The 12,522-nt window shown below is 66.7% G+C and carries 11 protein-coding genes; 4 read left to right on the top strand and 7 right to left on the bottom strand.

Annotated features, from left to right (window positions below):
* Nucleotides 1–7: 7 nt before the first annotated feature.
* From HQQ78_RS01055 to HQQ78_RS01045, 3 genes are read left to right on the top strand one after another with little or no spacing between them, the layout of a single operon-like run.
* Entirely contained in the window at nucleotides 8–823 is an 816-nt protein-coding gene (locus HQQ78_RS01055; RefSeq protein ID WP_056045057.1) for a c-type cytochrome, read from the top strand.
* A 37-nt stretch (nucleotides 824–860) separates the two neighbouring features.
* On the top strand, nucleotides 861–1,928 hold the full coding sequence (locus tag HQQ78_RS01050; RefSeq protein ID WP_043594939.1) for a ubiquinol-cytochrome c reductase iron-sulfur subunit: 1,068 nt from the start codon (nucleotides 861–863) through the stop codon (nucleotides 1,926–1,928).
* A gap of 47 nt (nucleotides 1,929–1,975) precedes the next feature.
* Nucleotides 1,976–3,586: a cytochrome bc complex cytochrome b subunit gene (locus HQQ78_RS01045; protein ID WP_043595069.1), complete on the top strand. Its 1,611-nt coding sequence runs from the start codon at nucleotides 1,976–1,978 to the stop codon at nucleotides 3,584–3,586.
* Nucleotides 3,587–5,012: 1,426 nt separating this feature from the next.
* Here the strand turns inward: HQQ78_RS01045 and HQQ78_RS01040 are convergent.
* The 5 genes from HQQ78_RS01040 to HQQ78_RS01020 form a co-directional block, all read right to left on the bottom strand.
* Nucleotides 5,013–5,429, bottom strand: a complete 417-nt coding sequence (locus HQQ78_RS01040; RefSeq protein ID WP_054146161.1) for a cytochrome c oxidase subunit 4 — start codon at nucleotides 5,427–5,429, stop codon at nucleotides 5,013–5,015.
* A gap of 5 nt (nucleotides 5,430–5,434) precedes the next feature.
* Nucleotides 5,435–7,180, bottom strand: a complete 1,746-nt coding sequence (ctaD, locus tag HQQ78_RS01035) for a cytochrome c oxidase subunit I (protein ID WP_082460211.1) — start codon at nucleotides 7,178–7,180, stop codon at nucleotides 5,435–5,437.
* An 11-nt stretch (nucleotides 7,181–7,191) separates the two neighbouring features.
* Nucleotides 7,192–8,049 (bottom strand): cytochrome c oxidase subunit II, encoded by an 858-nt coding sequence (gene coxB, locus HQQ78_RS01030; protein ID WP_159826700.1) that lies wholly within the window; start codon nucleotides 8,047–8,049, stop codon nucleotides 7,192–7,194.
* Between the two features lie 282 nt (nucleotides 8,050–8,331).
* Nucleotides 8,332–8,694 carry an iron-sulfur cluster insertion protein ErpA gene (erpA, locus tag HQQ78_RS01025; protein WP_043594936.1) on the bottom strand — a complete coding sequence of 121 codons (363 nt, stop codon included), beginning with the start codon at nucleotides 8,692–8,694 and terminating at the stop codon, nucleotides 8,332–8,334.
* A gap of 131 nt (nucleotides 8,695–8,825) precedes the next feature.
* Nucleotides 8,826–10,241, bottom strand: coding sequence for a dipeptidase (locus HQQ78_RS01020; protein WP_173150822.1), 1,416 nt, complete (start codon nucleotides 10,239–10,241; stop codon nucleotides 8,826–8,828).
* Between the two features lie 41 nt (nucleotides 10,242–10,282).
* Between HQQ78_RS01020 and HQQ78_RS01015 the strand changes: the two genes are divergently transcribed.
* Nucleotides 10,283–10,861, top strand: coding sequence for a DUF3043 domain-containing protein (locus tag HQQ78_RS01015; protein ID WP_173150821.1), 579 nt, complete (start codon nucleotides 10,283–10,285; stop codon nucleotides 10,859–10,861).
* A gap of 87 nt (nucleotides 10,862–10,948) precedes the next feature.
* Here HQQ78_RS01015 and HQQ78_RS01010 read toward each other — a convergent pair whose 3' ends face one another.
* Both HQQ78_RS01010 and nrdR read right to left on the bottom strand, forming a co-directional pair.
* The gene (locus HQQ78_RS01010) at nucleotides 10,949–12,001 is read right to left on the bottom strand and encodes a quinone-dependent dihydroorotate dehydrogenase (protein ID WP_371740299.1); all 1,053 of its coding nucleotides are present in this window, start codon (nucleotides 11,999–12,001) and stop codon (nucleotides 10,949–10,951) included.
* Nucleotides 11,998–12,480: a transcriptional regulator NrdR gene (nrdR, locus tag HQQ78_RS01005; RefSeq protein WP_054146163.1), complete on the bottom strand. Its 483-nt coding sequence runs from the start codon at nucleotides 12,478–12,480 to the stop codon at nucleotides 11,998–12,000. The genes HQQ78_RS01010 and nrdR overlap by 4 nt, the downstream gene beginning before the upstream one ends.
* Between the last annotated feature and the right edge of the window lie 42 nt (nucleotides 12,481–12,522).

Here is a 12,522-nt window from a genome sequence, read left to right as displayed (position 1 = left end):
GCACAGCATGTTCTCCAGAACCTCGTCCTCCCGACGCACCAAGAAGGCCGGCCGTCGCGGCCCCGTCGCCACCGCCTCCCTCCTGCTCGTCGGTCTGCTCACCACGGGCGGTGCCTACGCGCTCTTCTCCTCGACCGCCTCGGCAGACGAGAGCAGCGCCACCGCCACGTCGCAGCAGAGCATCGACGAGGGTCAGAAGCTCTTCGCCTCGAACTGTGCGACCTGCCACGGTCTGAGCGCCGCCGGCACCGACAGCGGTCCCAGCCTGATCGGCGTCGGGGCGGCCTCGGTCGACTTCCAGGTCGGCACCGGTCGCATGCCCATGGCCGTGAACGGTCCTCAGGCCGAACAGAAGCCCACGCAGTTCTCCGACGAGCAGGTCGCCGCCATGGCCGCCTACGTCGCCTCCCTCGCCCCGGGTCCGGCCATCCCCGACGAGTCGCTGCTCCAGGCCGACGGCGACACGACCAACGGCGCCGAGCTGTTCCGCATCAACTGCGCCATGTGCCACAACGTGGCCGGTGCGGGTGGCGCGCTCACCCAGGGCAAGTTCGCCCCCGCACTCGACGGCGTCACCGCCCACCACATCTACGAGGCCATGCAGACGGGCCCGCAGAACATGCCGGTCTTCAACGACCTCAACCTGTCGCCCCAAGACAAGGCCGACATCATCACGTACCTCAAGTACGTCGAGAACAACCCGTCGCCGGGTGGATTCGAGCTCGGGAGCCTCGGCCCCGTCGCCGAAGGTCTCTTCATCTGGATCTTCGGGCTCGGTGCGATCGTCGCGATCACCATCTGGCTGACCGCCCGGTCGAACTGACCCGCGTTCTCTCCGTACTTCACGAAAGGCAGAATCAATGGCAGAGCACGACGACGAGGCCCCCACGGCGGGCTCGGCTGTCGAGAAGCGCGAGCCTCGACAGGTCTCGGCCGGCACGGCGGTCGTGACGTCCGACGTGTTCCAGAACCCGGGTGAACCGCCCCACCGCGACCGCGTCACCGACATCGACCCCAAGGTCGAGAAGCGTGCGGAGCGTCAGGTCAGCCTGTTCTTCTTCCTGTCGATCGTCGGCAGCATCGCGGCCATTGGCGCGTACGTGGCCTTCCCGATCACGTCGGGTGACTCCGGCTCGGTCCGCCTGAACAACCTGTTCCTGGGCCTCGGGATCGCCCTCGGTCTGTTGTCCGTCGGAATCGGTGCGGTGCACTGGTCCAAGACCCTCATGCCGGCGCGAGAGATCACCGAGATGCGCCACGACACGCGTGGCTCCGAGCCGACGCGTGAGAAGGCCGTCGAGGTCTTCGCACTGGGCAATCACGAGAGCGGCTTCGGTCGTCGTTCGCTGATCCGCAACAGCCTGATCGGCGCTCTCGTCGCGACGCCCCTCCCCGCCGTGGTGCTGTTCCGCGACCTCGCACCTGCGGAAGACCCCAACGCGGTCCTCCGCCACACCTTGTGGGAAGAAGGCATGCACCTCGCCGCCGACCCCTCCGGGACCCGCATCAAGGCGTCGGACGTCACCCTCGGTTCCGTGTTCCACGTCATCCCCGAGAACCTCAACGAATCAGAACACCTGCTCGAAGAGAAAGCCAAAGCGGCCGTCCTTCTCATGCGCCTGAAGCCGGAAGACCTCAACCCGGCCGAGGGACGCGAAGACTGGCAGTACGACGGAATCGTCGCCTACTCGAAGATCTGCACGCACGTCGGGTGCCCCGTGGCCCTCTACGAACAGCAGACACACCACCTGCTCTGCCCCTGCCACCAGTCCACGTTCGACGTGACGAACAACTGCGAAGTCATCTTCGGGCCCGCCAAGCGCCCCCTGCCGCAGCTGCCCATCACTGTCGACGCCGACGGGTACCTCGTCGCGCAGAGCGACTTCCACGAACCTGTGGGCCCGAGCTTCTGGGAGCGCGAAAAGTGATCACCACCACCCCGGCACACGGTGCCGAACCGGCCACGTCCGAGAACATCGGCAAGGCACCTGCCTTCGCACCGACGAAGACCAACAAATTCCTCGGCGCGACGGCCAACTACATCGACGAGCGCACGAGCATGTCCGGCTTGGTCAAAGAGGTGGGTCGAAAGATCTTCCCTGACCACTGGTCGTTCATGTTGGGCGAGGTCGCTCTCTACTCGTTCGTCGTGATCCTGCTCTCGGGCACGTTCCTCACATTCTTCTTCCAGCCCTCGATGGCTGAGGTCAACTACAACGGTTCGTACGTTCCGCTCAAGGGCCTCAACATGTCGGCGGCGATGGCCTCGACGCTCGACATCTCGTTCGACATCCGTGGCGGCCTCCTGTTCCGCCAGATCCACCACTGGGCCGCACTGCTGTTCGTGGCCGCGATCATGCTGCACATGCTGCGCGTCTACTTCACCGGCGCTTTCCGCAAGCCCCGCGAGATCAACTGGGTCGTGGGCTTCACGCTCTGGATCCTCGCGATGGCCGAGGGCTTCACCGGGTACTCGCTTCCCGACGACCTCCTCTCCGGCAACGGTGCCCGCATCATCGACGGCATGATCAAGGGCATCCCCGTGATCGGCGTCTGGATCTCGTACCTCGTGTTCGGTGGAGAGTTCCCGGGTACCGACATGGTCGGCCGGTTCTACTCGCTGCACATCATGCTGCTCCCCGCACTGTTGATCGCCCTCCTGGGCGTGCACCTGCTGTTGCTCATCATCAACAAGCACACGCAGTTCGCCGGCCCCGGCAAGACGAACCAGAACGTCGTGGGCGTGCCCGTCATGCCCGTGTTCGCGGCCAAGGCCGGTGGATTCTTCTTCATCGTCTTCGGTGTCATCGTGTTGATCGCCTCGCTGTTCACGATCAACCCCATCTGGAACTACGGCCCGTACGACCCCTCCCCCGTGTCGGCAGGTACGCAACCCGACTGGTACATCGGTTTCGCCGACGGTGCCCTTCGTCTCGTTCCTCCGGGCTGGGAGTTCGTCGCCTTCGGCTACACGGTCTCGATGAACATCCTCGTGCCGATCACGGTCCTGGGTCTCTTCATCGTCGTCGTCCTGCTGTACCCGTTCTTCGAGGCCTGGGTCACCGGCGACAAGCGCGAGCACCACATCCTCGACCGTCCTCGCAACGCTCCGACGCGTACCGCCATCGGCGCCGCCGGCATCGTGTTCTACGCCAGCCTCTGGGCAGCGGCGAGCTCCGACATCATGGCGACGCACTTCCACCTGTCGTTGAACTACGTGATCCATGCCTGCCAGGCAGCCCTGATCATCGGGCCGTTCATCGCCTTCTGGGTCACGAAGCGGGTCTGCCTCGCCCTTCAGAAGAAGGACCGTGAGATCGCTCTTCACGGCTACGAGTCGGGACGCATCGTTCGCCTGCCGGGTGGTGAGTACATCGAGGTGCACGAGCAGCTCGACGAGTACGAGCGCTGGCGCTTGCTCGACTTCAACGAGTACGAGCCCCTCATGGTCCGACCGAACGCCAACGGCAAGATCACCGCTCTGCAGCGGGCCCGAGCATCAGCGTCGTCGTTCTTCTTCGAGGACCGCATCGCCCCGGTGAAGCGTTCCGAGATCGAGGCATCGCACCACGACGAAGGACACTGACCTTCGTTAGCCCCTGGGCCCGGTCGCACATCGTGTGCGGCCGGGCCTTCGGCGTTCCCGGGGTGGCGAACGGCAGTTCAGTCGGCCCACGCTCGCGCAGCCGACGAGTCCAACCGTTGGGTGAGATGGGATCTCCGGCGACAACCCTCTGGACGTCATCGGATCGAGTGTCGAGACGCCGCGACAGCATCTCCCTCAGAACCGTCGAGGCTGAGACATCCCGGCCGACCGCACGAGCGGGCCTCCTCCGAAGGATGCTGCGTGGTACCTGACTATGATGACTCCTCCAGTCCTGCACCGGAGTTGACACAGTGATCCCGGCCACGGTGATCGGGACATCACCGCGGCCTGCGGCCAGCTCCTCAGCCACGACGTCACACCCTCGGTTGAGCGCATATAACGGTCGGCAGTGGCGATCACCGTCCGGACTCTTCCTCGTGTCCTCCCTGTGTCCACTCCACGCGAACCCTAGGATGACTCTGCCTTGCTCGCCCACCACTCGCTCCGGGCGAGGAGGACCGACGTCAGCTCCGTCGAGGGGCGTGCTCACCATCCCCAGCCGGCGACCGCGTGAGTCCGTCACGATCGACCACACAGGCGCTGTCGTCCCCAGCGACAAGGCCCACGTTCCCCGTCAGGACGGCAACCCCCGAGGAAGCCTGTATACGTCCCTGAGCCGCCTCTCCCTGGCCCGGACAGCCGACGATGCATCGGTCGCTTTACGAGATCCAGAGCCACACCCGGCTCGGCGAGAACGGCAACCGTGGTTCGGGCAGCACTCCCCCAGCCTCACTCACGTCGTCCGGAGCCTCATGGCCATGGCGCCCACCTCCCACTCCTGGCCGCGTCCCCGCGCCTCAGGACCGCGCGTCGACCAGCACCAGGAGCGACCGCAACCCCGGTGGACACCGTGACGACCAAAACCCGGCCCTGCGACCGAACCCAAGGCAGCCGTGTGGAGCAAGGACTCCGGTACCGCCGGTGCCGTCGCCACCGGGACGGACGCATACGGAGCCAGAGTGACAGCACAGGCGCAGGCCCGGGCCAGGCCCAGGCACTGCCACGGGAAGGCTACGGCTACCGGCGCTTGTACACCCGCGCTCGGCACCGACCAGCGGCAATTGGCCGAAGGCAGCGGCCAGCGGCCCGTAGAGGCAGCAACCCGTGGCCCGTAGCCAGCGGAGCGGCTCGTGGGCAGCGGCCAGCGGACGGCGGACAGCGGCTGACGCATGGCTCACACGATCACCAAACTGGTCGTCTGGGCCGGCCCAGGGCGTCCTGTCCCGCACGTGGGAACGAGAGGCCCAGTGGCCACTCATCAGTTCAGATCTGCAGTCCTCGCCTCTGGCCACAACACCCGTGGCGAACACGACGAAGGGCGCCGGCCCGAAGACCGACGCCCTTCACACTCGAGGGACCAGTGATGTCAGTGTGCGAAGTTTCCGCGGTAATACTCGTAGACCCAGCCGACCAAGGCAACGGCCGTCAGGGCCGCACCGATGTAGATGATCCACATGCCGACGGCCAGCGCCAGGAAGATCAGGCTGCAACCGGCGGCCAAGATGATGGGCCACCAAGACCAGGGGCTGAAGAAGCCCATCTCGGGGTCACCGTCGTCGATGTTGGCGTCCAGACGGTCCTCGGGAAGCTCGCCTCCCTGGGTCGCGTGCGAGCGACCCATGTAGAACGCCAGGAATGCTCCGAGCATGCCGGCCAGACCGATGCCGAGCGTACCGGCCCATTCGACCTGACCGGTGTCGAGGAGGCTCCAGAGCACGTAGACCGCACACATGAGGAAGAAGAAGATCGCGAGGATCCAGAACAGCGTCGCGTTGGTCTTCATCAGGTCTACTTCACTTTCTCGCTGGACGCGTCGTACGTGGGGGCGTCAGGGGCATCCTTCACCGGCCCGATGCCGACGGGCAGTCCGGCCTCTGGGTGGTTGAGGTCGAATGCCGGCGACTCCGAACGGATGCGCGGGATCGACGTGAAGTTGTGTCGCGGCGGCGGGCACGAGGTGGCCCACTCGAGCGAGCGAGAGTAACCCCAGGGATCGTTGACCTCGACCTTGGGCGCACGCCGAGCCGTGATGTAGACGTTGTAGAGGAACGGCAGGATCGAGACACCGAGCAACATGGCACCGATGGTCGAGAGCTGGTTCATCCACGTGAAGTGGTCTTCGGGCTGGTAGGTGGCGTAGCGACGGGGCATGCCCATCACGCCGAGCCAGTGCTGCACGAGGAACGTGGTGTGGAAGCCGACGAACAGCATCCAGAAGTGGATCTTGCCGAGACGCTCGTTGAGCATCTTGCCGGTCCACTTCGGCCACCAGAAGTAGAACCCGGAGAACATCGCGAAGACGACGGTACCGAAGACCACGTAGTGGAAGTGAGCCACGACGAAGTACGTGTCGGACACGTGGAAGTCGAGCGGGGGCGAGGCCAGGATGACGCCGGTGAGACCACCGAAGGTGAACGTGATGAGGAATCCGATGGCCCAGAGCATGGGCGTCTCGAACGTCACCGAACCGCGCCACATGGTGCCGATCCAGTTGAAGATCTTCACGCCGGTGGGCACCGCGATGAGCATGGTCATCAGCGAGAAGAAGGGCAGCAGGACCGAGCCGGTCACGTACATGTGGTGGGCCCACACGGTGACGGACAGGGCGGCGATCGAGATGGTGGCGTAGACGAGCGTCTTGTACCCGAAGATCGGCTTGCGGCTGAAGACCGGGAACACCTCGGACACGATGCCGAAGAACGGCAGGGCGATGATGTAGACCTCCGGGTGACCGAAGAACCAGAACAGGTGCTGCCAGAGGATGGCGCCACCGTTCGCGGGGTTGAAGACCTGGGCGTCGAAGACGCGGTCGAACCCGAGGCCGAAGAGTGCGGCCGCCAGCACGGGGAACGCCATGATCACCAAGATGGAGGTGATGAGGGTGTTCCAGGTGAAGATCGGCATGCGCCACATCGTCATGCCCGGAGCACGCATCGAGACGATGGTCGTGATGAAGTTCACCGAACCGAGGATCGTGCTGAAGCCGGTGAGGCCGAGGCCGAAGACCCACAAGTTGCCGCCGAGCCCTGGCGAGAACGTCGTGTCACTCAGCGGTGCGTAGGCGAACCAGCCGAACGATGCAGCACCCTGCGGGGTGAGGAAGCCGGCGACGGCGATGATCGAGCCGAACGAGTACAGCCAGAACGCGAAGCCGTTCAGACGGGGGAAGGCGACGTCCGGTGCACCGATCTGCAGCGGCATGAGCACGTTGGCGAATCCCGAGAAGAGCGGGGTCGCGAACATGAGCAACATGATCGTGCCGTGCATGGTGAAGAGCTGGTTGTACTGCTCTTTCGTGGCCACGATCTCGAGGCCCGGTGCGAAGAGCTGGGCACGGATGATGAGCGCCATCACCCCGCCGAGGCAGAAGAAGAGGAACGACGTGATCAGGTACATGTACCCGATCGTCTTGTGGTCGGTCGACGTGATCCAGTTGACGACGACGTTGCCCTTGCGGCCGACCTTCGTGGCGCCGAAGTTCTGACCGGACGAGGTCCCGCCGGTGGTGGGACGGGTGGCGGTGGCTGAGCTCATCGAACCGTGCCTTACTTCTCGGAGTCTTCGGTGCCGGCGGCGTTGGCGGGAGCCTCGGTGCCGGGCTGGTTGGTGTTGGTGTTGTACTGGTCGCCCAGCAGGCCGGTGTTTCCCTCGGCATCGAGCGTCTGGATGTACTGGTCGTACTCGGACTGCGACACGACCTTGACGTTGAACAGCATCAACGAGTGGTACTCGCCGCACAGCTCGGCGCACTTGCCGCTGAACGTGCCCTCTTTCTCGGGCGTGAAGTACATCGAGTTGGTCTTGCCGGGGATCGTGTCCTTCTTGTAGAGGAAGTCGATGATCCAGAAGGAGTGAGCCACGTCGCGGGACTTGAGGTCGATCTGCACCGTCTTGCCGACGGGGAGGTAGAGCTCGGGGAGCTGACTCTCGTCGATCGTGCCGTCACCCAGTTCTTGCGCCTGGATGCCCTGGTAGTAGACGCTCTCGTCTTCGTTCTGCTGGTCGATGTAGTTGAAGTCCCACGCCCAGCGCTTGGCGTAGACGTCGATCTTGACGTCGGGGCTCGCGGTGGGTGCCTCGATGGCGGCCTGGTCGCGGGCCGTGAAGGCGAAGAAGCCCAGCACGAGGATCAGGGGGACGACGGTGTAGAAGATCTCGATCGGCATGTTGTAGCGAAGCTGGACCGGGAGGCCGGTCTGGCCCTTGCGACGCCGGTAAGCGACGCAGACCCAGATGATCAGGCCCCACACGATCACGCCGACGATCAGCAGGACGATCCACGAGGTGACCCAGAGTCCGATCACACGGTCCACGTGGTTGGTCGTGCCCGCGGTGGTGGGCAGCCACCCCTGGAGCTGGTCGGTGGTGCACCCCGCTAGCACGAGAGCCAGGACGACTGCCATGGGGGCGGCAGCCCAACGAAGACGGCGGTTAGAACGCACTGTTACCTCTCGGATGACACGACAGTGGGGGTGTTCCCAGTGTTGACGGGGACCTGCCTAGCTTACTCGCAGGTTCGCCTCCCCAACGCACGGCACGCGCCGGAAGCCTCTCGACGTCGAGCGAGAACCGTCGTGGTACGACCGAGGGGACCACCCTGTCGGATGGTCCCCTCGGTGACGCCGGCTCCCCCGCGACGGACGGCCCGGAGTCGTCCTTCGACGACCGGAGCAGCCCCTCGACGATCAGTGGAAGCTGTCGCCGCAGGCGCAGCTGCCCTGTGCGTTGGGGTTGTCGATGGTGAATCCTTGCTTCTGGATGGTGTCCTCGAAGTCGATGGCTGCGCCGTCGAGGTAGGGGACGCTCATCTTGTCGACGATGACCTCGACGCCGTCGAAGTCGACGGTGGCGTCCCCGTCGAGCATGCGCTCGTCGAAGTAGAGCTGGTAGATGAGCCCCGAGCAGCCACCGGGCTGGACGGCCACGCGAAGGCGGAGGTCGTCGCGCCCCTCTTGCGTGAGCAGGCTCTTCACCTTGTCCGCGGCGGTGGACGTGATCGTCACGCCGTGCGCCTTCGCGTCGACGGGAGCGGTTGCGATGTCGGTCATGGTGCCTCCTTCGGGCCGGGTCGAGTGCGGGGCACTCGTCGTCGACCAGTGTAAGCAAGCGAAGCCTCGTTTTGTTCCGGACCCGCGCCTCCCCGGGTGTCGCCGGTGGTGGGGAGGCGCGGGCGGACCGGTCAGCCCCTCGCGTCGAGGCGCGCCAACAGGATCGCCTCGCTGAGGACGGCCCGGTGGAGGACTCCGAGGTGCTGGGACTCGTTCGGGCTGTGCGCTCGGGTGTCGGGATCCTCGACGCCGGTCACGAGGATCTGGGCTTCGGGGAACGTGCGCACGAGGTCGGCTATGAACGGGATCGACCCGCCGATGCCCGTCTGGACCGGGGCCTCGCCCCACCCCTCGGTCATCGCGACGGTCGCGTCGGCGATCGCCGTGCCCGTGGTGTCCACCAGGAAGGGGTCGCCCCGGTCGACGTCTTCGATCTGGACGTGGGCGCCGAACGGTGCGTGCGCGCGCAGGTGCGCGTCCAGGGCGGCGTAGGCGTCCTCGGCGGTCTGCCCGGGAGCGATGCGGGCGCTGATGCGGACGGACACCTCGGGACTCAGGGTGTTCGACGCGTTGGCGACCGACGGAGCGTCGATGCCCGTCACGGTGATCGACGGTTGCGACCACACCCGGCTCAGGATCGGACCCCGACCGATGGGGGTCACCCCCTCGAGCAGGCCGCTCTCGTCGCGCAGCTGCTGCTCGCTCTGCTCCGGGTGGTCGGCCTCGCGGCTCGTCAGCCCGGCGACCGCGACGCTGCCCTCGTCGTCGTGCAGGGTCGCGAGGAGCTTGACCATGGCCAGCATGGCGTCGGGGACGGCGCCGCCGAGCATGCCCGAGTGGGAGGCGTGGGCCAAGGTGCGGACGGTCAGGCGGAAGGTCACGTTGCCGCGCAGGCCCACGGTGATGGCGGGGACGGTCGTGCTCCAGTTGTCGGAGTCGGCGACGACGATGACGTCGGCACGGAGCTCGTCTTCGTGCTGCACGAGGAAGTCGGCGAAGGAGCGGGAACCGAACTCCTCCTCGCCCTCGATGAACAACGAGACGCCGACACCGAGGTCGTCTCCGAGCACCTCGTGCACCGCGCGCAGCGCCGCGACGTGCGTCATCACGCCGGCCTTGTCGTCGGACGCCCCACGCCCGTACAGCCGGTCGCCCTTCACGGTCGGTTCGAACGGAGGGGTGTCCCAGTCGGCGTCGTCGCCCTGCGGCTGCACGTCGTGGTGGGCGTACAGAAGGACGGTCGGCTTGCCCTCGCGGGCCGGGCGTCGGGCGAGCACGGCGGGCTGGCCGAGGGGGCCGCCCTCGCCGATCGGCGCCCGGCTCACGGTCACCTCGTCGAAGAGGCCCGTCCCCTCGACCAGGGCGGCCACGGCCTCGGCACTACGTCTCACGTGCTCGGGGTCGAAGGCGTCCCACGAGACGGAAGGGATGCGCACGAGGGCACCCAGGTCGGCGATCGTCGCGGGCAGACCCGCGTGCACGGCCTCCGCGAGTTCGCTGACAGTACGGGGATCGGTCGGTCGGACGGGATGCTGCGAGTCGCTCATGCAGGTAATCTTAGGAACTCGGACAACCCTGAGGATCTCCCGTGGCCAAGCCAGACAGCAAGACGACCGAGACGACCGCCGTCGCCGAGCCCGAGTCGACCGCGGTCGGCAAGGGTCGCCCGACGCCCACGCGACGCGAGCGCGAAGCCGCCAACCAGAGGCCCCTGGTGGCCTCGGGCAAAGAAGCCCAGAAGGCCCAGCGTGCCCGTCTCGCCGAACAGCGCGACCGCGCCCGCGTCGGCTTGGCGAACGGCGAGGAGCGCTTCCTGCCCGACCGCGACAAGGGGCCGCAGCGCCGCTTCATCCGCGACCACGTCGACGCCCGCTACAGCGTCGGCGAGGCCATGATCCCCATCATGGTCGTCGTCATCGCGATGACGCTCGTGCAGTCTGCGGCCATCCAGTCGATCACCCTGCTCGTGCTGTGGGGATTCTTCGCCCTCGCCGTCGTCGACTGCCTGATCGTCGGCCGGAGCGTCAACCGCAAGCTGGCTGCCAAGTACGGCGCGGAGAACGTCCGGAAGGGCAACCGCTGGTACGCGGCGATGCGGGCGATGCAGCTCAAGCCCATGCGCCTGCCGAAGCCGCAGGTCAAGCGCGGCGAGTACCCGACCGCGTAGCCGACGCGGCTCCCCGTACGACGAACGGCGTCACCCCCGGTGGGTGGCGCCGTTTCGCGTTCTCGACCTCGCCGACCGCGTGGTTCGTCAGGTGGCGCGTCGACGCCGATCCAGGGCGACGAGCCCCCGGTTGACCTGTCGGGCCCAGAGGGGCCCTCGGTAGAGGAACGCCGTGTAGCCCTGCACGAGCGTGGCCCCGGCCCGGAGCCTCGCGTCGACGTCGGCGGCGCTCGAGACCCCACCGACCGAGATGACGCACATGCCGCTCGGGACGGACTCACGGACCAGCTTGAGGACCTCTAACGACCGGACGGCGAGCGGGGCACCCGACAGACCGCCGGCTCCGGCGGCCTCGACGACCGCCCCCTCGGTGGCGAGGCCTTCCCTGGACACCGTCGTGTTGGTCGCGATGACGCCCGCGAGGCCGAGCTCGGTGACGAGGGCACCGATCCGGCGTACGCCGTCGTCGTCGAGGTCGGGAGCTATCTTGACCAACACCGGAGTGTGCCCGGCGGCGTCGCGCACGGCCTCGAGGAGTGGAGCGAGCCTCTCGAGCTCTTGCAACCCGCGGAGCCCCGGGGTGTTCGGCGAGCTGACGTTCACGGCGAGGTAGTCCGCCAGAGGAGCCAGGAGGCGCGTGCTGGCCAGGTAGTCGTCGATCGCGTCGTCGACGTCGACGACGCGGCTCTTCCCGATGTTGACGCCGATCACCGGCCGTGACGGAGCCGACCGAGCCCGGCTGAGTTCGAGGGCCGCCGCGTGGGCCCCGGAGTTGTTGAACCCCATGCGGTTCACGATCGCGAGGTCGGGAACGAGTCGGAAGAGACGAGGTCGTTCGTTGCCGGGCTGCGGTCGAGCGGTCACCGTCCCCACCTCGACGTGCCCGAACCCGAGAGCGCCGAGGCCGGCGATGCCCTTGGCGTCCTTGTCGAAACCGGCTGCGACACCGAACGGCGAGGGGAAGTGGAGTCCGAGCGCGTCGACCGCCAGGGACGGGGCCGGGGCCGTGAAGCGCCCGACAAGGCCGGCGAGGCCCAGCTTGGGGATCGCCTTGATGACCCGGAAGGCGAGGTGGTGGGCGTCCTCGGGGTCCATCTTCGCGAAGACGACGTCGAAGAGGACGCGGTACGGGGTCCTCACTCGTCGACCGATCGGGTGGAGAGCGGCCGGGACGCGTGCTCTTCGCGCAGCTGTCCGATCGAGGCCTCGAAGTCCTCGAGCGAGTCGAAGGCCTGGTAGACGCTCGCGAACCGGAGGTAGGCCACCTCGTCGAGGTCGCGGAGCGGAGGGAGGATGGCCAGACCGATGTCGTTCGCCTCGATCTGCGACGCACCGCTCGCCCGGACGGCCTCTTCGACCTTCTGTGCCAGCACGGCGAGATCGCCGTCCGTCACCGGGCGCCCTTGGCAGGCCTTGCGGACACCCGAGATGATCTTGTCGCGACTGAACGGTTCGAGGACGCCGTTGCGCTTCACGACGTTGAGGCTCGCGGTCTCGGTCGTGCTGAACCGACGACCGCAGTTGGGGCATTGCCTCCGACGTCGGATCGACGTGCCGTCGTCGCTGGTCCGGGAGTCGACGACTCGTGAGTCGGGGTGGCGGCAGAAGGGGCAGAACATGGTGGGGCCAGATTATCGGACGGCGGGCTCGACGTCGGACGC

This window comes from Frigoribacterium sp. VKM Ac-2859 (assembly GCF_013204925.1).
Lineage (GTDB): Bacteria > Actinomycetota > Actinomycetes > Actinomycetales > Microbacteriaceae > Frigoribacterium.
The sequence above is the reverse complement of the archived record's forward strand: the minus strand, read 5'-3'. Positions and strand labels throughout refer to the sequence as shown.

Bases quoted from the DNA above. Each gene is read 5' to 3' on its own strand.
- coxB (WP_159826700.1), bottom strand. From the start codon at position 8,049: ATGGCAGTCGTCCTGGCTCTCGTGCTAGCGGGGTGCACCACCGACCAG.
- HQQ78_RS01050 (WP_043594939.1), top strand. From the start codon at position 861: ATGGCAGAGCACGACGACGAGGCCCCCACGGCGGGCTCGGCTGTCGAG.
- HQQ78_RS01055 (WP_056045057.1), top strand. From the start codon at position 8: ATGTTCTCCAGAACCTCGTCCTCCCGACGCACCAAGAAGGCCGGCCGT.
- HQQ78_RS01020 (WP_173150822.1), bottom strand. From the start codon at position 10,241: ATGAGCGACTCGCAGCATCCCGTCCGACCGACCGATCCCCGTACTGTC.
- nrdR (WP_054146163.1), bottom strand. From the start codon at position 12,480: ATGTTCTGCCCCTTCTGCCGCCACCCCGACTCACGAGTCGTCGACTCC.
- HQQ78_RS01040 (WP_054146161.1), bottom strand. From the start codon at position 5,429: ATGAAGACCAACGCGACGCTGTTCTGGATCCTCGCGATCTTCTTCTTC.
- erpA (WP_043594936.1), bottom strand. From the start codon at position 8,694: ATGACCGACATCGCAACCGCTCCCGTCGACGCGAAGGCGCACGGCGTG.
- ctaD (WP_082460211.1), bottom strand. From the start codon at position 7,180: ATGAGCTCAGCCACCGCCACCCGTCCCACCACCGGCGGGACCTCGTCC.